The organism is Bacteroidota bacterium (assembly GCA_016714535.1).
In the GTDB taxonomy this organism is placed as follows: domain Bacteria; phylum Bacteroidota; class Bacteroidia; order AKYH767-A; family OLB10; genus JADKFV01.
Genome location: JADKDR010000001.1, coordinates 472,169 through 498,908, shown reverse-complemented (window position 1 = coordinate 498,908; position 26,740 = coordinate 472,169). Strand labels below are relative to the sequence as shown.

At 38.6% G+C, this 26,740-nt stretch carries 22 protein-coding genes; 14 read left to right on the top strand and 8 right to left on the bottom strand.

Annotated features, from left to right (window positions below):
- Window positions 1-58 precede the first annotated feature (58 nt).
- Window positions 59-703 carry a ribulose-phosphate 3-epimerase gene (locus IPO27_02065; GenBank protein MBK8845387.1) on the top strand — a complete coding sequence of 215 codons (645 nt, stop codon included), beginning with the start codon at window positions 59-61 and terminating at the stop codon, window positions 701-703.
- 371 nt (window positions 704-1,074) lie between these two features.
- On the opposite strand, the gene topA is transcribed toward IPO27_02065, so the two are convergent.
- From topA to IPO27_02045, 4 genes are all read right to left on the bottom strand, one after another.
- Window positions 1,075-3,510 carry a type I DNA topoisomerase gene (topA, locus tag IPO27_02060; GenBank protein MBK8845386.1) on the bottom strand — a complete coding sequence of 812 codons (2,436 nt, stop codon included), beginning with the start codon at window positions 3,508-3,510 and terminating at the stop codon, window positions 1,075-1,077.
- Between the two features lie 336 nt (window positions 3,511-3,846).
- Window positions 3,847-4,704 carry a dienelactone hydrolase family protein gene (locus IPO27_02055; protein ID MBK8845385.1) on the bottom strand — a complete coding sequence of 286 codons (858 nt, stop codon included), beginning with the start codon at window positions 4,702-4,704 and terminating at the stop codon, window positions 3,847-3,849.
- A gap of 3 nt (window positions 4,705-4,707) precedes the next feature.
- Entirely contained in the window at window positions 4,708-5,913 is a 1,206-nt protein-coding gene (locus IPO27_02050; protein ID MBK8845384.1) for a glycosyltransferase family 4 protein, read from the bottom strand.
- Entirely contained in the window at window positions 5,910-7,274 is a 1,365-nt protein-coding gene (locus tag IPO27_02045) for an LptF/LptG family permease (GenBank protein MBK8845383.1), read from the bottom strand. Before IPO27_02045 ends, IPO27_02050 begins: the two co-directional genes overlap by 4 nt.
- A gap of 157 nt (window positions 7,275-7,431) precedes the next feature.
- Between IPO27_02045 and IPO27_02040 the strand changes: the two genes are divergently transcribed.
- Complete coding sequence (locus IPO27_02040) at window positions 7,432-8,019, top strand: hypothetical protein (protein ID MBK8845382.1); 588 nt, start codon at window positions 7,432-7,434, stop codon at window positions 8,017-8,019.
- On the opposite strand, the gene IPO27_02035 is transcribed toward IPO27_02040, so the two are convergent.
- Window positions 8,006-8,386 carry an SRPBCC domain-containing protein gene (locus IPO27_02035; GenBank protein ID MBK8845381.1) on the bottom strand — a complete coding sequence of 127 codons (381 nt, stop codon included), beginning with the start codon at window positions 8,384-8,386 and terminating at the stop codon, window positions 8,006-8,008. The two genes, IPO27_02040 and IPO27_02035, sit on opposite strands and share 14 nt — an antisense overlap.
- A gap of 256 nt (window positions 8,387-8,642) precedes the next feature.
- On the opposite strand from IPO27_02035, the gene IPO27_02030 reads away from it, so the two are divergent.
- The 8 genes from IPO27_02030 to IPO27_01995 all read left to right on the top strand — a co-directional run bounded on the left by IPO27_02030 (window position 8,643) and on the right by IPO27_01995 (window position 16,823).
- A complete protein-coding gene (locus IPO27_02030; GenBank protein MBK8845380.1) occupies window positions 8,643-9,287 on the top strand; it encodes an SCO family protein in 645 nt (214 codons plus the stop codon).
- Between the two features lie 140 nt (window positions 9,288-9,427).
- Window positions 9,428-10,087 (top strand): hypothetical protein, encoded by a 660-nt coding sequence (locus IPO27_02025; GenBank protein ID MBK8845379.1) that lies wholly within the window; start codon window positions 9,428-9,430, stop codon window positions 10,085-10,087.
- Window positions 10,077-11,102 (top strand): cytochrome-c peroxidase, encoded by a 1,026-nt coding sequence (locus tag IPO27_02020; GenBank protein ID MBK8845378.1) that lies wholly within the window; start codon window positions 10,077-10,079, stop codon window positions 11,100-11,102. The genes IPO27_02025 and IPO27_02020 overlap by 11 nt, the downstream gene beginning before the upstream one ends.
- A 91-nt stretch (window positions 11,103-11,193) precedes the next feature.
- Window positions 11,194-11,685 carry a hypothetical protein gene (locus IPO27_02015; protein MBK8845377.1) on the top strand — a complete coding sequence of 164 codons (492 nt, stop codon included), beginning with the start codon at window positions 11,194-11,196 and terminating at the stop codon, window positions 11,683-11,685.
- Between the two features lie 220 nt (window positions 11,686-11,905).
- Entirely contained in the window at window positions 11,906-12,910 is a 1,005-nt protein-coding gene (locus IPO27_02010; GenBank protein MBK8845376.1) for a hypothetical protein, read from the top strand.
- Entirely contained in the window at window positions 12,832-14,811 is a 1,980-nt protein-coding gene (locus IPO27_02005) for a hypothetical protein (protein ID MBK8845375.1), read from the top strand. Before IPO27_02010 ends, IPO27_02005 begins: the two co-directional genes overlap by 79 nt.
- Before the next feature lie 51 nt (window positions 14,812-14,862).
- Complete coding sequence (locus IPO27_02000) at window positions 14,863-15,849, top strand: hypothetical protein (protein ID MBK8845374.1); 987 nt, start codon at window positions 14,863-14,865, stop codon at window positions 15,847-15,849.
- Window positions 15,850-16,004: 155 nt separating this feature from the next.
- Window positions 16,005-16,823 (top strand): energy transducer TonB, encoded by an 819-nt coding sequence (locus IPO27_01995; GenBank protein ID MBK8845373.1) that lies wholly within the window; start codon window positions 16,005-16,007, stop codon window positions 16,821-16,823.
- A 1,145-nt stretch (window positions 16,824-17,968) separates the two neighbouring features.
- Here IPO27_01995 and IPO27_01990 read toward each other — a convergent pair.
- The 3 genes from IPO27_01990 to IPO27_01980 form a co-directional block, all read right to left on the bottom strand.
- Complete coding sequence (locus IPO27_01990; protein ID MBK8845372.1) at window positions 17,969-19,006, bottom strand: 2-oxoacid:ferredoxin oxidoreductase subunit beta; 1,038 nt, start codon at window positions 19,004-19,006, stop codon at window positions 17,969-17,971.
- Between the two features lie 119 nt (window positions 19,007-19,125).
- Complete coding sequence (locus IPO27_01985) at window positions 19,126-20,970, bottom strand: 2-oxoacid:acceptor oxidoreductase subunit alpha (protein MBK8845371.1); 1,845 nt, start codon at window positions 20,968-20,970, stop codon at window positions 19,126-19,128.
- A gap of 254 nt (window positions 20,971-21,224) precedes the next feature.
- Window positions 21,225-21,938 carry a pyridoxine 5'-phosphate synthase gene (locus tag IPO27_01980; GenBank protein MBK8845370.1) on the bottom strand — a complete coding sequence of 238 codons (714 nt, stop codon included), beginning with the start codon at window positions 21,936-21,938 and terminating at the stop codon, window positions 21,225-21,227.
- Window positions 21,939-22,076: 138 nt separating this feature from the next.
- On the opposite strand from IPO27_01980, the gene IPO27_01975 reads away from it, so the two are divergent.
- The 4 genes from IPO27_01975 to IPO27_01960 all read left to right on the top strand — a co-directional run bounded on the left by IPO27_01975 (window position 22,077) and on the right by IPO27_01960 (window position 26,678).
- Entirely contained in the window at window positions 22,077-22,277 is a 201-nt protein-coding gene (locus tag IPO27_01975; GenBank protein ID MBK8845369.1) for a hypothetical protein, read from the top strand.
- A gap of 116 nt (window positions 22,278-22,393) precedes the next feature.
- Window positions 22,394-25,306, top strand: a complete 2,913-nt coding sequence (locus IPO27_01970; GenBank protein ID MBK8845368.1) for a T9SS type A sorting domain-containing protein — start codon at window positions 22,394-22,396, stop codon at window positions 25,304-25,306.
- Window positions 25,307-25,469: 163 nt separating this feature from the next.
- Complete coding sequence (locus IPO27_01965) at window positions 25,470-25,994, top strand: GNAT family N-acetyltransferase (protein ID MBK8845367.1); 525 nt, start codon at window positions 25,470-25,472, stop codon at window positions 25,992-25,994.
- A 111-nt stretch (window positions 25,995-26,105) separates the two neighbouring features.
- A complete protein-coding gene (locus IPO27_01960; GenBank protein MBK8845366.1) occupies window positions 26,106-26,678 on the top strand; it encodes a hypothetical protein in 573 nt (190 codons plus the stop codon).
- The last annotated feature ends 62 nt before the right edge of the window (window positions 26,679-26,740 follow it).

Below are 26,740 nucleotides of genomic sequence, written 5' to 3'. Positions count from 1 at the left end.
TTTTATTAATTAATGATTGTATTGCATTTGACAACCTTTACCTTTGCCAAAAAAAAACATGCACATAGTAGCCCCCTCTATACTTGCAGCCAACTTTGCCAACTTGCAAAGCGATATCGAAATGTGCAACAGCACCGCATGTCAGTGGTTACATCTGGATGTAATGGATGGTGTTTTTGTTCCTAATATTTCGTTTGGTATGCCGGTAATAAAAGCCATACGTAAGCATACAACCAAAACGCTTGATATACATCTGATGATAGTGGATCCGGGTCGGTATGTAAATGAGTTTCGCGATTGCGGTGCCAATGTTTTGACGGTACACCTGGAAGCATGCACACATCTGCATCGTGTGGTACAATCCATTAAAGCTGCGGGTATGAAAGCCGGTGTAGCATTAAACCCACATACACCTGTTCATTTGTTAGAAGATATTATTTCGGATGTTGATTTGATTTGTATGATGAGTGTAAATCCCGGGTTTGGTGGACAAAAATTTATTGAGAATACGTACAACAAAATTACCCAAGCCAGAGAACTTATTGCTGAAAAAAAATCTTCGGCACTTATAGAGATTGATGGCGGAGTAGATTTGAATAATTATAAAAAGTTGATTGACACAGGCGCAACTGTATTAGTTGCTGGCAATACGGTGTTTAGTGCACAAGACCCTGCAGAAACTATCAAAACATTGTTGATGTAGTTTTTGCTCTTCGTCCTTTTATCACTTATCAGATTCTTGTTAGACCATCATAATTTTAAATTCACTTTTCTGTATTTAATAGATAGATTATGGTGGTATTAAATCACCTAATAGTTGGCGGTCGCATTCTTATTAATGATTTCACGCTCCGTTATTTCGCTAAATTTTCTATGTGATTTTTTATTGTAAAAAGTCATAGAAATTTTCATGCAGTATTCCTTTCGAGTTATCTGATATTCATTATGATTGATGCAGCAGGTTAGCGCGAGCTAACTTCAAATAAATAGATGAATACGAGGAAGTGTATAATCTTTTGAGCAATTAATAAATGCAACTCAAGGTTGCATTACAGATTGCAAAGTGAACCATACTTACTCTGTTTTCTTTTTTGCTGACGTTTTTTTCGAAGGCGCTTTTTTTGCTGCTGCTTTTTTGGATGGAGTTCCTGAGTTTGCTGAGGCTTTTTTTGCAACTCTGCGTGTAGCAGCCTTTTTTGCTACAGGGGCTGTTGGTTCAGGTGCTCCATTAGCTATCTGTACGATGTCTTCATAGGTGAGCGATGCCGGTTCGGTGCCTTTAGGAATTTTCAGGTTCAATTTTCCATACGATATAAAAGGTCCCCAACGACCTTTCAATACTCTCACATATTGATTTTCAGTATAGGTGCGTATTACTTTGTCAATATCAGCTTGTCGTTTGTTCGTAATTATTTCAATGCAGCGCGGCTCATCTACTTCATAAGGGTCGTCTGTTTTTCCTAATGAGTAAAAAGCACTATCGTGCCTGATGTATGGACCAAAGCGGCCAATACCTATAGTCATATCCTTATCTTCGAACATGCCTGCAACACGTGGAAGTTTAAATAGTTCAAGCGCTTCTTCCATGGTTATGGTCTCAAGCCTTTGTCCTACACGTAGTTTGGCATACTGTGGTTTTTCGTCATCGGGGCCGGTACTTAATTGTACAAGCGGGCCAAACCTGCCTATACGAGCACTTACTATTTTTCCACTAACGGGATCGGTACCAAGTATACGCTCACCGTTAGCACGTTCACTTTCTTTTTCTGTTATAAGAACGTCTTTATGAAAAGGCTCATAAAATTCATTGAGCATATGTTCCCATTGTTTTTCGCCACGCGATATTTCGTCAAACTCTTCTTCTACTCTTGCAGTAAAACTGTAGTCTAACACATCATCAAAATTCTTTACCAGAAAATCGGTAACTACCGTACCAATATCTGTTGGGAATAATTTGCTGCGTTCTGCACCAGTGATTTCTGTTTTTACTTCACTTGTAATTTTATCATGCTGCAATATCATCATGGTATAACTGCGTTCGCGCCCTTGCCGGTCTTCCTTTATAACATATCCACGTTTTTGTACCGTGCTTATTGTTGGTGCATAGGTTGAGGGTCGACCAATGCCAAGCTCTTCTAGTCGCTTTACCAGGCTTGCCTCGGTAAAGCGTGCAGGTGGATACGTAAATTTTTGTGTTGCTATGGCATTTTTAAAATCAATTACTTGCCCTTTATTAACCGGAGGCAACAATCCCTTTACATCATCATCTTCGGTTTCTTCATCGGTGCTCTCCATATATACTTTCAAAAAACCATCAAACTTTATTACTTCTCCTGTAGTAATATATCTTTCGGTGGCAGTACTTATAGCAATGGTAATAATGGTTTTTTCTAAAATGGCATCGGCCATTTGCGAGGCTATGGAGCGTTTCCAAATCAACTCGTATAATCTGCGTTCATTATTTTCTCCTTCTACGGTGCTGTTCTCAAAGTAAGATGGGCGTATGGCTTCGTGGGCCTCCTGTGCATTGGCACTTTTGTTTTTATATACACGTTTGTAATGATAGTTGCTGCCATAACTTTGTGTAATGGTATTGCGGGCAGCATCCAACGCAAACTCCGATAGGTTGACACTATCGGTACGCATGTAGGTTATTTTTCCGGCCTCATAAAGTCGTTGGGCTACCAGCATGGTTTGCGCTACTGAGAAGCCGAGCTTGCGGCTTGCCTCTTGTTGCAAGGTGCTTGTAGTAAATGGTGCCGAAGGAGTTTTCTTTCCAGGTTTGGTTTCTATATCCGTTATTGTATAAGTAGCACCTTTGCATTTTTCTAAAAAATTTTGTGCTTCAACTTCGGTTGGGAATTTATCCGACAATTCTGACTTTAATATCGTAGAATTCCCCTTGCCATCAGGCACTGTAAAGTAACCTACCACTTTAAATGCTGAAGTAGAATTGTGTGATTCAACATCGCGCTCGCGTTCTACTATTAAACGCACTGCTACCGACTGTACCCGACCGGCTGATAGGCTTGGCTTAACTTTTTTCCACAACACAGGCGATAGTTCAAATCCAACAAGGCGATCGAGTATCCTGCGTGCTTGTTGTGCATTTACCAAATCCATATCGATGTTGCGCGGTTTCTGTATGGCTTCGTTTATTGCTTTTTTGGTAATTTCATGAAATACGATTCTCCTTGTTGTAGGAATATCAAGTCCAAGTACTTCGGCCAGGTGCCACGATATGGCTTCTCCTTCGCGGTCCTCATCCGTTGCCAGCCATACATGCTTAGTGGTTTTGCATAGCTTGCGCAACTCTGCTATTACTCGCTCTTTGTCTTCGCTTATTTCATATGTTGGCTTAAACTGATTTTTTATATCAACTGCCTTGTCTCCTTTTGCCAGATCGCGAACATGACCGTACGAAGATTTTACGATAAAATCTTTTCCTAAAAAACCCTCGATTGTCTTTGCTTTGGCAGGTGACTCTACTATTACTAAATTTTCAGCCATGTATATATTATTACTACTTATTAATGTGATGCGATCCTCAAAATTTTGGCGGGCAAATATAAGTTTTGATTTTAATAACAACTGCCAACCCTAAAAAGTTATCATGTGCTGTTTTGTAAACGAATGCATTAACAGTGATGAAACACTGGCAATAAGGAGCAACGTGTAAACATGCAGATTCAACCTTTAATCAAAAATTGTGCTGAAATTTTTTTAGCGCCTTGTACAACCTGTTTTTGATGGTGTAAATCGTGCAATAAAATCTCGATTACCTGCGGTGCAAAGCACCACAGGTTTATAGAAGCAGCAAAGTTTTTGTTAATCAAAAAAAGGGAATTATTTCACTTGAAGTTTTTCTTTTAGAAAGGCAATTTCTCTTTTATACGCAGCAGCTGCGGCTTCTTTATCATAGTTGGGATTGCTTGGATTTGCAAATGCATGTTCAGCATCAAATTCAATTAACTCCATGGATTTGTTCATCTCTTTGGTAAGTTTGTATTCGAAGGCTTTATACATTTCGGGAAGTATCCACATGTCTTTCTTTGCAAAAATGCCAAGAACAGGAGCGCTAAGATTTTTTAATTTCGTATTATCCTCTTCGGGCATACCGTAATACATTACGCATGCCTTGGCATTATTACCTGCAATCATACTTGCCTGCAATGACCATCCACCACCGAAGCACCAGCCGGTGGTTGCTATTTCAGCTTTTTCGCCCAATGAATATATTACGGCCTGCAACGAAACATAGGCTTCTTCGTTCGAAACTTTTTGCATCAACTCGCTGGCAGCTTCGCGATTATCTGTAACCGCGCCTTTATATAAATCTACTGCAAGAATGTTAACTCCCGGCAATGCCCCGGCATACTTATCACATGCTTGTTTTACATAATCGTTTAGTCCCCACCACTCATGCACTACAATAAGGTACTTATTGCTGCCGCTGCTTTCAACCAGGTAGCAGTTCATTTCTGTACCTGCTGGGTCTATCACAATTCCTTTCATGGTGCCTTTGTGTTTTTCGCCATCGTAAGGAATGGGTTCTGCATGTGCATTCTGAAATGCGATGTTACTGGCAAACACTGCCATACCTGTGTTTGATTTAGGTTTGACACAACAGCTTTGACCATGCAATAGTTGAAAGCTTGTAAGGCTCATTACCAGGAGAAGAATAATTCTTTTTGTAGTTAGCATTTTCTATTTAGTTATTAATGATGAATAAAACTCACATATATTTTTAGCGATAACCTTATTATCGAATTTTTCGCGGGCTGTAAAAATAGCATTCTCCGAAATTCGCAACATTAAATTTTTGTCAGTAACAGCCAGCTTTATTTTTTCTATAAATGCTGATGGCGTGTCAGCAATTAGAATGTCTTTGCCATCTACCGTGCCGGTACCTTCGGCACCTACGGTAGTGCTTACAATAATTTTTCCCGCAGCCATGCCTTCAATAATTTTTACCCGCATTCCTCCACCACTCAACAAGGGTACAATCATTATTTGCTTGTCATGTACAAATTCTAGTGGGTTGTCAATGCCACCATATACGAAGCATGAAGTGTTATCATGTAAATTGAAAAATGCCACAGGCATATGCCTGCCTGCAAGATGCACTTCGATGTTAGGCAGTGTCTGAACTAAGGGTTGAAGTATGCTATCGGCAAACCACTGAATGGCTTCAACGTTAGGTAGCCAGTTCATGGAGCCTAAGTGAAACAATTTTATTTTAGTGTTGAATGTTAATTCTTGTTTATAACGGCCTGTATCAATTCCAATAGGGAAACTTTGAATGGGTAAAGTGCTTCCCATTAGCTGCATCAATTTTTTATCTTCCGGTGTAAGTGCTGCAATAGCATCAAACTGTTGCAACATTTTTTTTTCATATTGGTCAAGCTTGGCAGTGAGGTAACCGAGGTATTTTCTTTTTAAAAAATTTTTTTCGCCAGCTGCTAACCGCTGCCATATAATGGTTTCTACATTGTGAGCATGCAACACACACTTGGCGCTGCTGTATTTGCGCGCTACAGCAAGGTAAGGTGCCATAAATAAACTTTCAAATTGAATAATGTCAAAAGTTTCGTTTATCAGGAGCTCGCGCAATACAGTTTCCATCTCTGCTGTATGAAAGCGGCTAATGTGATAAGACTCGTTAGTGAAAAAATTTTTGACCACACCCATTGCAGTCACATCAGCATTTAGATAAACCCACTGCAACTGAAAGCGTTTTTTCTTATCAGCGTCAATTTCATTTTCTTTTAGAAAGTGTTTCTTCGTATTAAAGGCAAGCATCTTCACCGTGCAACCTGCATCCACCAGACTATCGGCAATATTGTACATGGCAATATTACCTCCATCAGTTTGTTGAAAAGGAATACGAAGGCATAATTGAAGTACTTTCATGTTGTAGGGTTAGCAGTTTTATTTCGCTTCGCAAAAAGAGATACCATCCAATTCCAGGCCTTCTTATAGACTTCGCTATTTATGATAACCGAATCTTTACTGGCAAGGTATATTAGGAATAAGCCCACAGGTGCAAGTACGAGGGTGCTTAGCCACATGCCAAACAATGCGGTAGATTGCATTTCGCGAGCCATCTTTTCGCCACTTATACTTAGTACATGAAAAATGAGAAAGAATAATATGGCAATAATAATGGGCACGCCCAACCCCCCTTTACGTATGATGGCACCCAACGGAGCTCCAATCAGGAATAAAATTATACACGCTATTGATAATGTGAATTTGCGATGCCACTCAATTTTATAACGTGCAATGTTTTCTTTTTTCATTCCGTATTCAATCTTGAGCACATTAAAAATATCTTTAATAATATTGGTTTGTGTTAATGCTTGTGCTTTGCATTGTGCCATACGTGCAGGCCCAACAATCAACTCCGGATTGACTGCTTTGGCTGCAGGGTAAGCTTTATAAAAATTTTGAGAGTCGCTTATAATGGTATAATAGATTCCTGCTGAGCGAAGGTATGCCTCATGGCGTTCTTCAATTTCTACCTTCATGCTATCCATAATGTTTTGCAATTGCCAAATATTAAGCATGCCTTTGTTTTCTTTAAAAAGCTCTTTGTCGCTTCGCTTCAAAGCAAATTCACTCAAGTCAAAGCGCACTTGTTCGTATGCAAATTGGGTACGTACCATCGGTCGTGTGTATCGTCCTTTGCGGCCTTGGTGCAACTCCTCGTAGCTGCTGCCATTGCGCAAAGTTACCATGAGTATATTGCCATCGGTCGACATTTGCATAGAGCCCGAGTCGGCCATCATTACTTTGGTGTTGCCCATGTTGTCACTATGATCGTATATGATGATGCCATAAAGTGTTTGTCCGTCTTTGGCTTTGCTCTTTACACGAATGCTATAGTTTTCTATTCCCTTGTAAAAAACATTTTCCTGTATGTTAAGTGCCGGTTTTTTGTGTGTAACATCATATAGCAATGCGCCTTGTTGCAAATTGGCAATTGGTAAAATATAATTGCTAAAGTAAAAAGCAAACAGGCAAATAAGTGCACTGGTAACAAACATAGGTTGCAGTAATTGCAAAAGCGAAACACCTGAAGCTTTGGCTGCAACAATTTCATAATGCTCGCCTAGCGAACCAAAGGTCATAATGCTGCTAATTAATATAGCCAGCGGCAAAGCCAGCGGCACCATTTGTACTGCTGAGTACATAAGCAACTCCATCAGGATTGATATTTCAAGGCCTTTACCTACCATATCATCCACATACTTCCACAAAAATTGCATCAATAGTATAAATACGCTAATGCTAAAGGTAAGCAAAAAGGCCTAACCATGCTCGTAATACCAGCAAGTGTAGTTTCTTAATTGGCGACCAACCGTATTTGCCGGAAGGCTTATTCGATTTTTTATCCTCCACGTATTCTATTTCTATACTTTTGTCCTCATGGTACAACCATTTAGTGAGGAAGAACTAAGTTTAATTTCGGGTGATTATTTCTTTGTGCAAAAGAATAAAATATTCGCTTCGTTGCACGAACGCTTTCTGCAAATTAACAACCATATAAATAAGCTTAAAGAAAAGTATAATCAAAACCTGCCTGCCGAAGTGAATCGTAAGCAAGGAAAGATTTCGCGTGGCGAGAATTATAACAACCTGCCATATATGGTACTCGACAATCCAAATGTTTTTAGTAACGATGGCATATTTGCCTTTCGTTTGATTTTTTTATGGGGCAAGTATTTTACATTAAACATAGCAATTTCAGGGAAATATTTCTTGCACTATCAACCTTACTTACCTGAAGTAATAAAAAGTTTTAGCCAAATGAATGTGTATCAGTTGCATGATGACCAATTGTGGCAACACTATATTACATCGGGCTATCGGGAAATTTCGGAAGATTCCAATTTCACTCCGTTAAACGATTTTCTAAAACTTACAAAGGTGATTGAGTTTGATAAGGTAGAAACGTTAAAAATAGAAACGCTTAATTTTTACGAAATGTTTTTACAAAACATTAAGCACCAATAATGCTTTTTAAATCGTGAATCTGCTGCTCCCAAAGCATGCGCATTTCATCAACATCTTCAGGTGCCGAAAAGTCCGTAACAAGCAATGCAACTTCTCCGGTTATTTCATCGGTAATAATTTCAATTTCAAAATATGGATGGTCTTCATCATCGAGCCAATTAAAACGCACCATTTGATTTTCGCGCTTATGCGAAATCTTTGCTCGCGTTTCTTCTTCGCCCCAATGAAAAGTATAAATATTATCCCGCGTAGTTACTTTTTCTGCAAACCAATCGTTTAGGCCTGCGGGTGTGCTAAGGTAGGAGTATATGATTTTAGGTGATGCTTTAATCGGAAATTCCAATTTTATTTTATTAAGTGTGGTCATAGTTACATTTGTTTTTTCTTTATCTGTGATAAAGGAATGAAAATATTTTAATATCAACCTAATTGTTAATCATGTTTTATTGCAAAAAATATTTTTTAATTTTCGTTTATGATAATTATCATTTCACCATATGAAATTAAACACAACGTCAACTTTAAACTTATTTAACCTTTATACGTTTAAGATTTTATCATTTGAATCTTTAAAAGAAAAATAAGTAGTAGTTTTACAAACGAAATCTTGTACTAACATCATCATGAGTGGCAAAAGGAATACCTGGACATATGGCATTATCATCATTGTATTGATTATTTCGAGTTCCATTTTTGCTGCCTATAACATTCAGAAGCGTAATACGAGACATAAGGCGCTTCCGGTGTTTGGGCCAAAGGCAGAAGATGGCCGCAATCATAAAGTGAGCCAGTTTAACCTTACCAATCAATATGGCGAAACAGTTACCAATGAAACGTTTGATGGAAAAATATATGTAACTGATTTTTTCTTCACTACCTGCCAAACCATTTGCCCCAAGATGAGTAATAACCTCAATATAGTATATAAAGCATTTGCAAAAGATGATGATGTCCGTATATTATCTCATACTGTTGATCCGGAGACCGATTCGGTAGCAACATTAAAGACCTATGCCGATGAGCTGGGTGTAACCGACAAACGCTGGTTGTTTGTTACCGGTGATAAGAAACAAATTTATAGTCTGGCCAGAAAATCGTACTTTGCAGCTACCGATGATGGTGATGGTGGAGTGGATGATTTTGTGCATACTCAAAATTTAATTTTAATAGATAGAGATTTTGAAATAAGAGGGTATTATGATGGCACAAACCCCGCTGAAATTACCAAGCTAATAACAGATATCAGGAAATTAAAAACCGAACATTAAAAAATTTAAAAAAATGAAAATTAAACTCACAATTTTATTCATGCTATGCAGTAACATTTAATTCTTGTAAAAAGGATGATGATGATGACAAAGATATTCAGCCCCCTGTAACCGTTCAGGAAGGGTCGGTTGAAATTAACGTGCTTAACACCGTTGATGGGGTAACAGCTGTTACCGATGGCAGCGTGAATTATACAAATCCCAATGGTGATATTTATACCATCAACAGGCTAAAGTATTATTTATCGAATTTTGAATTAACTACTTCCAGTGGCAGCAAAGTAAAATTACCTGACACTTATTTTTTAATTGATGATGGCAAAGAATCGTCTAAAAAACTTGTGATTAATAAAATACCGGTTGGCGATTACACCCAAATGTCTTATTTGATTGGTGTTGATAGTGCTCGAAATACTACCGGTGCTCAAACAGGAGCGTTGGATCCCTCCAATAATATGTTTTGGTCATGGAGTACAGGTTATATATTTTTTAAACTAGAAGGCACTTCGCCTCAAGCTAGTATCAATGGAAATAATATTGCCTTTCATGTTGGTGGTTTTAAAAATCCATATATGAATATTGTAACAGTTAACTTGCCCTTAACTGCCACTCAACTTAAGATTAGCAACGGCAAAACAAGTATAGTTACCTTGCAGGCAGAAATAAACGAAGTATTTAAAACACCTAATCTGATTGATTTTGCTTCACAACCTTTTTTAACCTCGGCCAAGGATGGGGTTTACATTTCTTCTAATAGTCAAGATATGTTCTCAATTCAAAATATAGTCAATGCGCAGTAAAACAATAGTTTATATTTTTATTTCAATGCTTTGCCTTGCAGGTTGTAAGGTTGACCCGGATTTGGAATCAGATGAAATAAAAGTACCAATTGTATACGAACATCCGGAGGGATTTCCGCAAGCTGTATATGATTTTGTTCAAAATCCGGTTACTACCGAAAAATTTTTGCTGGGCAAAAAACTTTTTTATGATACACGCTTATCTAAAGATAACACTATCTCGTGTGGCGAGTGTCATCAGCAACATGCTGGTTTTGCGCATAGCGAGCACGGAGTGAGTCACGGCATTAACGGGCTTTTAGGCACACGCAATGCTCCTCCAATATTTAATCTGGCATATCATGCAGAGTTTATGTGGGATGGAGGAATAAATAATCTGGAAGTGCAACCTATAGGGCCCATTACCAATCCGGTTGAGATGGACGAAACCATCGAAAATGTTGTTGCTAAATTAAAAGTGGATGCCACCTATCGCGAAATGTTTCGCAGTGCCTTTGGCACTGACGAAGTCAATAGCCAAAGAATGTTGCGTGCTTTAAGCACGTTCATGGTGATGATAACTTCGGCACAATCGAAATTTGATTTATACAAAAAGGGAAAGGAAACACTTACTGCTGCCGAGTCAGATGGCTATACTATTTACAAAGCTAAATGCAGTACCTGTCATAGCGAACCATTGATGACCGATTTAACCTATCGCAACAATGGGCTAGATAGTTATTTTGATAAAGACCCGGGAAGAGCTAAAATAACTTTTGACCTTGGCGATAGCGGCAAGTTTAAAGTTCCTTCGCTTCGCAACATTGAAGTTACGGGCCCCTATATGCATGACGGTCGTTTTCTTACTCTTGACAAGGTTTTGACACACTACGGCAATGTAAAACAAAGTTACACGTTAGATACTTTGTTAACCAACGGTATAACACTTACTCAAATTGAAAAAGAAAATTTAACAGCATTTTTATTGACGTTAACCGATAAGAACTTTCTTCAAAACAAATTGTTCAACGAATAATTTAACAACATCTATTTTTGCCGCAATGTTCACACGGAATAATTTACTTAAAATTTTTTTCGCTTTAGGTCTTTTGCTAGGTTTATCAAATATGAGGGCAACTGCACAGTCAGCTACCAAGAAACCAAAAAAGAAAGCCTACCAATGGGGCAACCTTGCTTTGGGATTTACCATGGAACGCCTTGGTAGCGGTGGCAATGGGCTCAACTATTATTTTGATTACAACCGTGCATTAGGTAAAATTTATTTGCAAGGTGGAGTAGAAAGTTTCAGCATTTTTCAAAGTGAATACTCTGTTTACTCCTTTCACCTGGCTGCCGGCTACGTGGTGCGCAATCGTTTATTCTTATATGGTATGTTTTTAGGCCCTGCCGTACAAAGTGGTTACGATATTGAAGGCAAGTTCTTTCGAACCATTGGCGCTAGCGCCAACATGCCTATTGTTGTAAAACCTCTCGAAGATTTGGGAATAGGTATTGCCTTATATAGTAATATCAACAGCAAAATTACTGATAACGGCATCCGCATAATGTTGCATATATCCAGCAAGTACGATAAGCGCCCGGCATTTATCAGTAATTAATTACAGCTTTTTAGCACGAATAATTTACAAACATTTATCCAACGTTTAAGGAAACTATTCATTTAGTGGTTTGTTTATTAAAGCAAATACTTTCCAATTTTCCTGTTTTAAATGTTTTAGCTTCAATGCTTCCGCGATTTTTTTTTCAGGCTTTCAGTGTGTGTTATATCTTATTGAAAAAGATTCTCTACTTTTAAAAAAAAATAAATCCATCATTCATATGAATAAAATAAAATACGCCATTAAGCTAAGTATCATTTTTTCAATTCTCCTTAGCACTGCGCACTCACAGTCATTCTTTAAAAGAATTGGTCGCCCTGTTATTTCCGGAAGTTTAGCAATGGATTATCCGGTTTCGACAAGTTACTATAGCATTGATTTTGATGCAGTAAAATCCGAATTAAATAAGGCGCCACAAGAGTCGTTTGATGCAAAGCCTTCTCCGGGTCTGCGGTTTACGCTTCCTTTTCCGGATGGCAGTTTGCATCATTTTGAAGTTTATCATTATAACCTGATTATTGAAGAAGAGGAAAAGGCATTTGAAATAAAAACTTTTCTTGCAAGTGAGATTGGAAGCCGTCATATAAAAGCAAGAATTGATTATACACCATGGGGTTTTCATGCAATGGTTTTTGGTGGTGAGCAATGGATATTGATTAACCCTTGTATTCATGGTAACGAAAAGTATTATGCCGTGTTTGATAAAAACCAATGCAAGCGGCAGTATCCCTTTGTTTGTGAAAACGATGATGTGGTAGATATGAATGAAATTAAATCGGTGGCCAACAACAGCAACCGAAGCAGTGGCACACAGTTGCGTACATACCGACTGGCTATGGCTGCTACGGGTGAGTACACCACTTACTATGGTGGTACTAAAGCGGGTGCTTTGGCAGGTATTATTACTTCTGTTAATCGTGTAAATGGAGTTTATGAATCAGAAGTGGATATTCGCATGTTACTAATTCCAAATGATACGCTAATTATCTATACCGATGGCGCAACAGATCCTTATACCAATAATAGCGGTAGCACTATGCTTGGACAGAACCAAACCAATTGCGATGCTGTTATTGGAACTGCTAACTATGATATAGGACATGTATTTAGTACCGGTGGAGGAGGTGTTGCCTCGTTAAATTCTCCTTGCAGCAGCACTTCAAAGCACGTGGAGTTACCGGAGGTGGTAACCCCATTGGCGATCCATTTGATATCGATTATGTAGCTCATGAAATAGGACATCAGTATGGTGGCCCGCATACTTTTAATGCCATTACCAATTCTTGTAATGGCAATCGTTCTTCTTCATCTGCATACGAGCCCGGCAGTGGAATAACCATTCAGGCGTATGCAGGCATTTGTGGTGTAAACAATCTGGCGCCTAATAGTATCCCAACATTTCATGCAAAGAGCTTTAATGATCTTGTTACCTTTACTCAAACCGGAAATGGAAATACGTGCGCTACTATTATTGCTACCGGAAACACCCCTCCTGTAATTACTTCCTTACCAGTTAATAAGACCATTCCCCGAAATACACCATTTAGCTTAACAGGTGCTGCCACAGATGCAAACAATGATGCCTTAACTTATTGCTGGGAGCAGTTTGACCTTGGGCCAGCAGGTACATGGAATGTACCTGCTGGTAATGCCCCATTGTTCAGGCCTTTTATTCCTGTAGTAAGTGCTACGCGCACTTTTCCCAAGATTTCGGATATAATAAACAATACTACAACGATTGGTGAAATACTGCCAGGTTATAATCGTAACATGGCATTCAGGCTTACTGTGCGCGACAATCGCACGAATGGTGCAGGCATTACTAACAACGATACATTGGTTGTATTAACGGTTGACAGTGCATCAGGGCCGTTTACGGTGACCGTTCCAAACACAGGTCTTACCTGGCAGGCTGGCACTTATCAAACCGTTAGTTGGAATGTAATTAATACCAACCTACCTCCGGTAAACTGTGCCAATGTTAGAATATTACTTAGTACCGATGGGGGAAATACTTATCCCATAATTGTTAATGCAAGTTCACCCAATGATGGTAGTGAAGTACTCATTGTACCCAATAATCCCGGAAGCACTAATCGTATAAGAGTAGAAGCTGCAGATAATTATTTTTTCGATATATCAAATACCAATTTTACTATAACAGCACCTGCACCACTTGTAGTTGACAGTGGCAACGTTACAGATGCCGGATGTTTTGGGCAAACTAATGGCAGCATTAATATTTCTGCAAATGGAGGTATGCCTTTGTATAGTTATCTTTGGAGCAATGGTGCAACTACCAATCCTGCAGGCAATCTTGGTGCAGGAACATATACTGTTACCGTTACCGGAACAAATGGCGTAAGCACCACATCCTCTTTTACAGTAAGTCAGTTTACTGACATTGTCCCTAATTTAACGCAAACTATTCTAAAATGTTTTGGTAGTAAAAATGGTATAGCCACCGTATCCCCTTCGGGAGGTGGAGGTTCATATTCCTATTTGTGGAGCAATAATAAAACTACTGCCAGTATTAATAATCTCGTAGCTGGCACCTACACCTGTACCATTACAGATGCTAATGCTTGTACCAAATCGATTGCAGCAACATTAACACAGCCCGCACAAATACAAATAGCAATGAGTAAAACCGATGCCACAGCACCATTATTTAACAATGGAACAGCTACAGCCACACCAACCAATGGATTTACACCTTACCGATATACCTGGAATACCAGTCCATTGCAAACCACACAAACTGCCACCGGATTGGTTGCTGGAAATTATATTGTTACCGTAAAGGACAATAAAAAGTGTGCGCGAAATAATTCTATCAGTATTGTAAATATAAGGCAAGGCGTTACTCAAGGTTTAATAAATATTCAGGTGTATCCAAATCCTGTGCAACAGGTTATGTATGTAAACTTGCCTGCCACTGTAAAAAATAAAAGCCTGATTTGTACTATTTACAGTGCCGCAGGTAAAAAGGTTTTTGAAAAATATTACCCCTTTGCCGCTGCGCAATTGGAAATTGATCTAAGCTATTTTGCTTCAGCCTATTACTTCATGGAGATTAGCAACAGTGAATTTGCCGAAAGGGTTATGTTTTATAAGGCTGATTAAAAGTTAGAAAACGAAATCGTTATTTAGCGCTCAAATTGACAGTATAACGAAATGAAATTTAAAGCAGGTGAGTTTGTAACCTTTAAAAACGAAAAATTAGAAGGAACGATACTGTCTTATAATAAGGATGGTTCGGTAAAGGTTGAAGTGGATGGCGACTTTCCTATCGATGTTTCGGAAAATGAGTTAGCCGCAGTATTCATAAAACCTGCTGCTGTGGAAAGTATTTTTCGTGAACGAGAAAACGAAGAAACAGTAAAGCAAGCAGCAGATAAGTATACCAGCCTTGCGCCTGATGGAACTGTGGCATTGATATCCCTGCCCGCTGACGATACGCAGATTAATCTGGGGCCGATAGAAATAGCTATTGTAAACCGGACTAACTGCCGCATAGCCATTGGTGTTTCATTAGCTGTTGAGCCCAAAATTCCATTGTGTTTAGAGTTGATTGAATCTGGAACGTATAAGGTTATTGATAACAAGGAAAGAAAATATTTTTCGCAGGTTAGTGCACTGCAAGTTGATTTGCTTTTGCTCGACAATAATTTGACTAACTATTATCGTCCCCAAGCAAGCACTATCCCTTTTCAAATGCCCGGGCGTGATGTGGTTGACCATCAGCATAAAGGTAGATTTGCGTTTGTGCGCATGCAGTTACTCTATAACTTTATAAAAGAAGAAATAGATATTGAACTATTAAAAAATCTGGGCTCCATCAAACACGTTCCCATTAAGGATGTTTCGTATCAAAGAGAACTGTCAGCTCCGGTTGTTGTTGATTTGCATACCGAAGCGCTGAAGGTGAACACCAATAACACCCCTAACGAAACAATCATTTGGCATCAGATGCAAGCGTTTAAGATGGCTCTTAACAACTTTATAGTTAAGAATGGAGAGCAAATTATTTTTATTCATGGAGTTGGGGACGGAGTGCTGAAACGATTAATAAGAGAAGAGTTAAGGCAATTTACGTTTCTTAGATTTCGCGATGCTGATAGCTTGCGCTTTGGGTCAGGGGCTACCGAAGTTTACCGGTAAATTTTTCGTGCTCCTGCAAAATCAAACCCTGCACATTTTAGTTTCCCATTATTCGTTTGTCAAAATTATGTAACTAAACATGATGTTATTATAGTTGCTTATGGAAAATTAAATGCCTTTTCATCTTATGATTAAACCACTCAAAAAAAAAGAAGATGAAACAACAAGGCATTTATTCGAAAGGCTGGTGTGACCAACTTTTCGAAAACAAGAACAAAGCATACGGAGCATATGAGTTGCGCACAAATGCAGCTGCGCGCACGGTAAAAGGGATGTTAGCTGCTTATGGATTGATAGCTACTGCAATTATTATGGCATTTGCATGGCAATATTTTAATCCGGTTACCAATGTGCAAGATAAATTTGTAAGCATTCCGCATATTATGGAAGACATTTTTATAGCGCCAAAGGAGGAGTTGGCAACGCCTAAACAAGAACAAGCTGCTGCGCCTGCACCAGCACCCAAAGAAAATTTACAACCTTTGATTGTTGCAGACGATTCGCTCAATGCAGATGACGATGATCTGGCAAAGCTAAATCTGGACGACAAGTCTGTTAATACGAGCGGCTCAACGGGCAAGGGTACTGATAGTCTTGCAATTATTGATAATAGCGGAGGCAAGGGTATAGACTCAACAGATGTTGGCAACAATACCAATCATCGTGTTGTACAGAATATGCCGGAGTATCCCGGAGGATATGAAGCTATGTTGCAGTTTATTCAGAGCAAGGTAAAGTACCCACGCCACCTGCTTGAGATAGGTGCAGAAGGAACTGTGTATATGAGTTTTGTGGTACGAAAAGACGGAACCATTAATGGCATTGAAGTTTTAAGAGGGGTAGCAGGAGCAGCTGATTTTGAAAAGGAAGCTGCACGATTAATTGGCATCATGCCTAAATGGAAACCAGGAATTCAGAACGGGCAAAGTGTTAATGTAATTATGAACTTACCCATTGCATTTAAAACAAAATAAAAAAACTTTGCGGATGGCACTAACGAAAATTGAAATGCGTTCGTACTTTCATACAAAGAGGCAATAACTTGGTAGCGTTAAATAATGCTTAACAATAAAACAAAGCATAAGGCCAATCGTTCTAATAATGTACTTGCCAATTAAGCACTACAAAAAATTGACAATATAACTTTTCTAACATATAAAAAATTAAAAGGGGTAGTTTTAATTCTAAGCGGTGATTGTCAAACCAAACGACATCTCCGCTTTTTTATTGGTGCATATTTAAGTTGCAACAAAGACAAAAAAATCCGAAGTAATTCGGATTCCTTATTTATAGGTAACCAAGAAAATCTTTTACTTCAAATAAAAGGTAAAGGCGTTTATAGATTTTTTAATAGGCCTTGTAATGAAATATCCTCATCTAGATCCGCTGCTGGCGCGAGCGTTTAGCTCGTCCCAGCAAATAATTTATCTTCTAGTTTTCTTGTTTTCAAAATTCTGTTACTGTTAGTTTTATTAAACATTAGCATGGCTAGCATAAGCTTGCAGCTCACGTCAACTATAGGATGGCCTGCTATCTTCTAAGAATAATTAATGAACTGAATGAAAAATTATTTTTATCGGATTCTCTATGAAGTAAAAAATTCAAAATATGTAGCTGGAAGTTTCTGCAATAAAAAAGCAACATGAATTCGATTTTGATTTTATAGCCTCCTGGAACTTTTTTGTTTTACAAAATTATTAACCATATACATTTCAACTGCGGACGGAAAGCAGCAGTTGATTTTGAAATGCTATCCGCTTGATTTGCGCAATACCTAAATAGAAACCAGAAGTACAAATCAGCCAACGTTTAAATGTTAAATTGAACTTGCTTTAAAAATAAAAAAAAATTTGAATATGCACTAACGAACTATGAAATGCGTTCGTACTATTATACAAAGAGGCAAAAACTTAGTACCGTTAAAAAATGCTTAACAATAAAACAAAGTATAAAGTCAATCGTTATTACATTGTACTTGAAAGCACTACAAAAAAATTGACAATGATACTTTTCAATCATATAAAAAATTAAAAGGGGTAGTTTTAATTCAAAGCGGTGACTGTCAACCCAAACGACATCACCGCCAAAATTTTTATTTTTAGTTTACTAAAAAAATATTTTAGGCTTTGATTTCCCAAACATCCCTGCCACGCAGCAAGTCATCTAGTTTGCCATTCCCTTTTTTAGTTATCACATCTTGTATTTGTTGATTCAAATCATCTTCGTAGCACTTGCGGTTTTCGCGCCAGAAAATTCCAAATGGACGTGGAAAATGTCCGTCAGTCATTGGATTATCAAAAAAGCGAGAAATGATTCCCGCCTTTACACGGTCGGTTTCATCATGCACCCATAAATCGTCAACACTAACGCTGTCACCAATATCAACAATGGTTGGTGTAAATCCATCAAGCTTGATTCCCTTTTCACTAGTAGCGCCAAACACAAGTGGTTTGCCATGTTCTATCATTAAGGTCTCTTGCTTCTTCGAAGATTTTTCGGTAAAAATTTCAAATGTACCATCGTTAAAAACATTGCAGTTTTGATAAATCTCGACAAACGAGGCGCCCTTATGAGCATGTGCTTTGCGAAGCATATCTTTCAAATGTACCGGATCGCGATCCATACTGCGTGCTACAAAGGTGGCATCAGCGCCCATAGCAAGTGCTATTGGATTAAAAGGATGATCGAGTGAGCCATAAGGTGTCGACTTTGTGATTTTGCCCTCTTCGCTAGTTGGTGAATACTGCCCTTTGGTTAATCCATAAATCTGATTATTGAATAACAGAATATTCAGATTAAAATTTCTGCGCATCATATGTATAAAATGGTTGCCGCCAATCGACATGGCATCGCCATCGCCTGTTACTACCCATATGCTTAATTCTGGCCGGGTACTTTTAATTCCACTGGCAAATGCCATAGCACGGCCATGTATGCTGTGCATGCCATATGTTTCCATATAATAGGGAAAGCGCGATGAACATCCTATACCGGATATAAATACAATATTCTCGCGTGGTATTCCTAATTCAGGAATAACAGTTTGTGCCTGTTTTAAAATGGAGTAATCTCCACACCCCGGACACCAGCGCACATCCTGATCGGTTACTAATTCTTTTGACGTAAAGGTCGTTAACGAATTTGGCTTGCTTGACATATCTTAGTATTTCTTTAATTCTGGTTTCATTTTATTTTTTTTGAATGGCTTAAAATCTGATTTTCATTTCGTATTCGCCATTCCCTGTTTACGAAAGTTTTTTCTTGGCATGCAATCAATTATTGCCCTATCATTTCTTCTATTTTATTTAAAATCTCACCTGCTTCAAATGGAATTCCTTTTATTTTATTTAACCCAACAGCAGGCACCAGGAATTTACTGCGAATCATCATGATTAATTGCCCTGTGTTCATTTCGGGAACAAGTATTTTTTCGAAATTATAAAACAACTCTCCTAAGTTTTTTGGGAAAGGCGAAATGTATTTTATATGTGCATGACTAACATCGTATCCTTTGGCACGCGCCTGCAATACTGCACTTTTTATGGCGCCATAGGTGCTTCCCCAACCAACTACCAGCAATTTTCCTTTTTCATTTCCATTATCCATTTTTTGCAACGGAATATAATCGGCCACTTTATCAACCTTACTCTGACGCAATTTTACCATGAACTCATGATTCTCATTGTCGTAACTAATGTTTCCTGTTTCGTGTTGTTTTTCTAATCCACCAATGCGATGCTCTAAGCCCGGAGTGCCGGGAATTGCCCAAGGACGTGATAGCTTTTCATCACGCTTGTATGGCAAAAATTTATCCCCATTTTTCTCTTGTAAAAAAGAAACGTTTATAGCGGGCAAATCTTTTTGTTGCGGAAACTGCCATGGTTCGGCTCCATTTGCAATGTAACCATCGCTAAGTAACATTACCGGGGTCATAAACTCAACTGCTATGCGGCAAGCTTCTAATGCTACATGAAAGCAATCGGCTGGTGTTGATGCAGCTATCACAGGCATAGGTGCTTCTCCATTGCGGCCATACATGGCTTGCAACAAATCGCTTTGTTCGGTTTTGGTTGGCAGGCCGGTAGAGGGTCCACCACGTTGTATATTGCAAATTACCAAAGGTAATTCGAGCATGACTGCAAGGCCCATAGCTTCGCCCTTTAAGGCTATACCCGGACCTGACGAGGCAGTAATTCCCAAGGCACCGCCAAAACTTGCTCCAATAGCACTGCAAATTGCTGCTATCTCATCTTCTGCCTGAAAAGTGCGTACTCCGAAATTTTTATATTTAGATAATTCGTGCAAAATATCGGAAGCCGGAGTTATAGGATAGGTTCCATAAAAAAGTGGCAGCTTACTTTGCTCACTTGCAGCTACCAGACCTATAGCCAATGCCTGATTGCCCATAATATTGCGGTAAATGCCGGGCTTCATAGGCGCAGGATTTACCTGAAAGCGTGTTTCGATAGTCTCCGTTGTTTCACCATATGCATAACCTGCTTGCAACAACTTAATATTGGCGGCAAGTATATCCGGCTTCTTTGAAAATTTTTCTTCAAGAAATTTTATCGACAGGGTAAGGTCACGGTTATACATCCAATAAAGGAATCCTAACACAAACATATTTTTACTGCGATCAATCTCTTTGGTTCCAAGGCCGCTGCCTTCGAGTGCACTGCGGGTAAGTTTGGTTACATCAATTTTTATAAGCTTGTACCCATCCAGCGATCCATTTTCTATCGGATTTTCAGCTTCGGGTATGTGGGCCAATCGTAGGTTTTTTGGATCAAAGCCATCTGTATTGGCAATGATGGTGCCTCCTTTTTTTACATTTTTTATATTTGCTTTTAGGCCTGCGGCATTCATGGTTACAAGTACATCGCAGCTGTCACCTGGAGTGTATATGTTGACCGAACCAAAATGCAGCTGATACCCCGAAACACCAGCTAATGTTCCTTGAGGTGCACGTATCTCTGCCGGAAAATCAGGAAATGTACTTAAGTCATTTCCAAACAAGGCAGTCGTATTTGTAAATTGTGTGCCGGTAAGTTGCATACCATCGCCACTGTCTCCTGCAAATTTGATAATTACCTGTTGAAGGGTTTGTGTCTGCTTATCCATAAGTAAACTGAAATTTTTCTGAATCATCCAATTAAGGATGTATTATTATTTAAACCACAATATTAAGGCTTTTGTTTTAATTGAATTGTGTGTTAATAATTTTTGAGCCCAATTATTTTTGGAAACTTCTTCTACCAGCCTTTGTAAGCTCAAAGCTTTGGCCGCGGTTACAAAGGAAAAAGGTCTGCTTTGAAATTTGCACGTGACCGTTTTCTTGTATCAATCTGATTTATATTAATATAGCAGTAGTTTGGCTACTGCAATAATCGTTTATACATAGGCACTGCATTCTGCAGGCCGTAGTAAATAGCATCGCAAATTAACGCATGCCCAATGCTGACTTCGAGTAAGTTGGGAATATGCTGTGCAAAATATTTTAGGTTATGCAAGTCAAGGTCATGGCCTGCGTTAATGCCCAAGCCATGCCCGAATGCTACCTTTGCTGCGTTCAGATAATTGGCTATTGCCAGTTCTCGCCTTTGTGCATAATGCGTTGCATATGCTTCGGTATAAAGCTCAACACGATTGGTGCCGGTATTTCCTGCATGTTCCATCATGTCTGCATCAGGGTTCATGAAAATTGACACTCGCATACCTGCTTTTTGCAAATCGGTTATAATGGATTGCAACATTTTTTTATTGGCGATAACATCCCAACCATTGTTACTTGTTAGCACATCAGGAGCATCGGGCACCAGCGTTACCTGATGCGGTTTAACATCATGAACTAATTGTAAAAATCGGTCGTCAGGATACCCTTCAATGTTGAATTCAGTGGTTACTATCTTTTTTAATTCATACACATCGGCATAACGGATGTGACGCTCGTCAGGTCGTGGATGAACCGTAATTCCATCAGCCCCGTAACTTTCTATGTCTATAGCGGCTTTTAGTAAATCAGGATTATTGCCACCTCGAGCATTTCGTAGGGTGGCAAGCTTATTAATATTTACACTCAACTTTGTCATGTGGCAATGTTAAACTTTTTAAATCTCTTTTTGTTTATTTGAAGAGATAAATATTGTATGATGTATTTAGTTTGCTGCAATCCACCAAACTGACAGAATTGCACGTATACTTTATGATATAATAGATAGCAGTAAAACATGAAAAATTTCCAACAAACAGGTACGACTTTTTTTGCAAATGGCAAAAGCATGCTTGGCACTTTAGCTGCTAATATCAAAAAACCAATCATAGTGCGATTGCGCAACATCAAGCATGAAAATCGTCAAGGCTTATTGGCAGATACGTGGTCAATGTATTACATCCTGCCTTTCTCATTATTTGGAACAGCCAATGCTTAATGGCTGAGATCCAAAGCATTGAAAAAAAAAACTACCCAACGCTCTTTAGTCAAGATACAATATATGATTTGTGTTATATTTGCGCTACCAAACAATTAAATACTAATTTAAAAAATATGAAAAAAAATCTGACAGCAATGTTTTTGTTATTGTCGTTTATGATTGCCAATTCGCAAGGTCATGTGCATGAAAGCGACCCATTGAACAAAACATTTATCACGAAAACAAAACGCACTGCAAACATGCAAGTGCAGCAGCAATTGCGCAACGCGCCATCATGGCAATCTTTTTTGAGCAAGCATGCCGGTTGGGGTGTTACCTTCAATGAAGACAATGCTTTGCCACAACGTGCCTATGGCAATGCCATACATACCGGTTATACCGGTGCGGCTTCAGAAATAGCTATGCAGTTTATGTCAAATGACCTTGCTGCTTTTTCATTACCAATTAATGAACTCGAATTACGAAGTTCGGTATCTAATACCAGATTTAACTATCTGCATTTTATACAGCGTCATAAGGGATTAGAAGTGTTATGGAGCGATGCCTATATTAAAATGCTTGCCGATAACAGCATTATTACTTTTGGTTTGGATGTATTTTCAAAAATAAGTGTTGATGTTTCACCTAAACTATCGCCTGCTCAAATTGAAGTAATTGCAAAAAAAGATATGGTTTACCCCGTAGTTAACTATACTGCCGATGCCTCTCTATATATACTTCCTGTTCCTTTTGTAGGTTCTTACGAATTTAAATTAGTTTATAAGGCAACCGTTTCAACTATGAGTGAATACAAAGTGCCTTCGAGATATCTAACGCTTATTGATGCACATAGTGGTCAAATCCTTTACCGTGCCAATGAAGTATGTCATGCAAACATGGATGTTCATGTAAAGGGCACCTATTATCCAACTCATAATTATAATCCAACTCAATTTTTGCCATTAGCCAATATGCGTGTCAATGTAGGAGGAACAAATTACAATACCGATTCAATAGGATATTTAGGCCTTAGCAACACTGCAGCTATAAATGCAACATTTTATTTAGAAGGGTTGTGGAGCACCACAAGAACCAACAGTGTTGTGCCTCAATTTACACAACAAATTACTCCGGGTGTAAATAATATTAGTTTTGATAATAATTCAAATGATAAGGAAATGTCGGCCTATGCAGCCGTGAATGTCGTACACGATTATTGTAAAAGCAAGTTTCCGAATTTTACAGGTATGGATTTTTCTTTGCCAACCAATATTGATGTTACTGGTTCGTGTAATGCTTTTTATGATGGGTCATCTATTAACTTTTTTGATGCAGGTGGTGGTTGTAATGCTACATCAACTGTAACCGATGTAGTTTATCATGAATACGGGCATGGCATAAACGATAAATATTATCAATCGATAGGCACCTCATTTGGTAATGGTGCTATGGGCGAAGGATATGCAGATATTTGGGCTTTAGGAATTACGGGCAGTCCTGTATTGGGAATTGGATTTTTTACAAATAATGCTCAAGGCTTTGTACGCAGGTATGATGTCAATAAGAAAGTTTATCCTCAGGATCTTGTTGGTCAGGTGCATGCAGATGGCGAAATTATAGCCGGTGCCTGGTGGGATCTTGGACTTTATTTAAACGATCTTCAATTGTCTGTAGATATATTTAAGCAAACCTATGATGCCGGTATTACCGGACCTAATGGCAGCGAAGGAGCACTGTATACCGATGTGCTTATTGAAGCAATTACCGTAGACGATAATGATGGAAATTTAAATAATGGAACGCCACACTTAAATGAAATTTTAGATGCATTTGCGGATCATGGAATATACTTAATTCAAAATGTAAATTTTGCACACACAGAATTAAAGAACAATAATGGATGGGCACCTATTACGGTAGATGCCACCTTGAGTTATACCTCGCAGTTTCCTTGGTTTGGCCTTAAAGGAGTAAGTGGATATTACCGCCTCAATAACCAAACTACATGGAATCAATTTCCATTGGCTAACACTGGTGGCAATAATTATCAGGGACAAATACCCGGACAGCCGGGTGGTACATTGGTAGCATACTATCTTGTAGCCGAAGATAGCAGTGGCAGTGCAGTGAGTGTATTGCCTTTCAGTGCCAACGATACCAATGCAAATATTCCTTATTATATTTTGGTAGGATATACACAGTTGAGTAACGAGGATTTTGACAACCTGCAAGGCAACTGGACCATAGGCCTTCCTAACGATGATGCCACAACAGGCATGTGGGAAGTAGCTGTACCTATTGGAACATATACTACAAGTGGTGCTCTGGTGCAGCCTGATAATCAGGTAACACCAGGAGGAATTGCATGTGCTGTAACACAAGCCGACCCGGGAACCGGCATTGGATCATTTGATATTGATGGTGGTGTTACCACCATTATTTCACCAGTATATGACCTTACACAATATACCAATCCGGCCTTTAGCTATTACCGCTGGTATGTGAATGATGCTGGTGCTAACCCCGGCAAGGATTTTTGGGATGTTAGCATTAGTAACGATGGCGTAAACTATGTACCCATTGAATACACCAATGTTTCAGACAACAGCTGGCGCAGATATGCTTTTAGACCGCTTGATTACATAACAGCAAGCAATAATGTTACTGTAAAATTTGTTGCCAGTGATATACCGAATCCAAATCTTAATCCGTCTGGAAGCTTAGTGGAGGCCGCCTTAGATGAACTGGTAATTTGGGATGGTCCACCACTTTCTGTAAACGAAGTAAACGCCAATGCTGCCATTGCAGTAAGCCCCAATCCAGCGCAAGATGTATTGTCTATCCGCTGGCAACAAGACAACGCAGAGCCTGTAACCATGACCATATACGATGTAGCAGGAAAAGTAATTCGCTCTATGTTTATTACCTCAACAACAGGAAAGAACAGGCAAACTATTGACATAGCGGCATTGGATGCAGGTATGTATCAGATAGTAGTAAGCAACGAGAAAATATTCGGCTCAAAGAAGTTTTCGGTGATTCATTAATAAGTGCCATCGTAAAACGTTAGGCTTATTTTAATCCGAGATAAAAAGTAAATACTAATTTTAAAAACAGCCATTGCTTAAGTTGCGATGGCTGTTTTTTTTGTTTTGATTTGCATCAAACAAAAGGCAATTTGTCTTTGCAAAAAAGAAATAGTTTTGTAAAATGGTTCTACATGTAAGCAGCAACATATATCTTGAAAGTTTAGCCCAGCATCAGGCCATACCATTATATGATTTGGCAAATAGGAATAGAGCATACCTTGGCAAATGGCTGCCATGGGTTGAACACATGCACGATTCAAGTTTTATTTCCAATTTTATAAAAAACTCCTTGCAACGATATGCACAAGGCACAGAAGAGGCATTTGTTATTGTTTTCGAAAATAAAATTGTTGGCAGGATTGGTTTATATAAAATTGACACCTACAACTGCGCTTGTGAGATTGGATACTGGATTGGAGAAGAGTTTGCAGGCAATGGAATTGTTTCCGATTGCACAAAGGCACTCATGCAACATGCGCATAACGTGTATCATATACACCGGGTAGAAATACGCTGCGCAACAGACAATGAGCGAAGCAAAAAAATTCCTGTTCGTTTGGGGTTTGCATTAGAAGGAACTTTAAAAGATGCAGAAAAAATGCACGGCAATTATCTTAATATCGAAGTTTATGCCTACTTACAATAGTCGCAATAAACAAAATACTGTACCCAAAAAAAATATTTAAAAAAATAAATTCGCAGATAAAGACTTTACAATTGGTTAATAATTGCGGTACTTTTGCGTTAAGATAATTATATGCAGGATATAGAGCCATATTACCGCTGGCGCGATTTGTACGATGCTTCCATGGATGAGGGGTCTCCTTTTTTTGGGCGCGAATACAACGAGTTTGAATTTACAAATACGATATACAATTATTACATACACCCGCAATGGGATGATATAGGATCCCCAACACTGTATATCAAATTGCTTTTTGTAGATTATGAGTTGGGCTTTGCCATTATCGAAATGATAGGAGAATGGAATGATGCCATAAACAATGATATTATGACCCTGAAAAGAGATATTGCCGAAGAACTAATGTCGCAGGGTATCAAACACTTTATTTTTATAGGCGAGAATGTATTAAACTATCATGCAAGCGATGATTGTTATTACGAAGAGTGGTATGATGACCTTGCAGATGATAACGGGTGGTTAGTGATGCTTAATTTTCGCGAACATGTACGCAGAGAAATGAACCGAAATAATATTGATAGCTATTTTATTTCGGGAGGTGAGATGGATGATTTAAACTGGCGTATATATAAACCGTTACAACTTTTCGAAAAACTGCAAAATCTGATTTCGAGACGACTCAACTGATTGCCATGCCATAGGCATGTGCTTTGCCATTTATATGTAAAGAAGTGATTACATCATTGCAC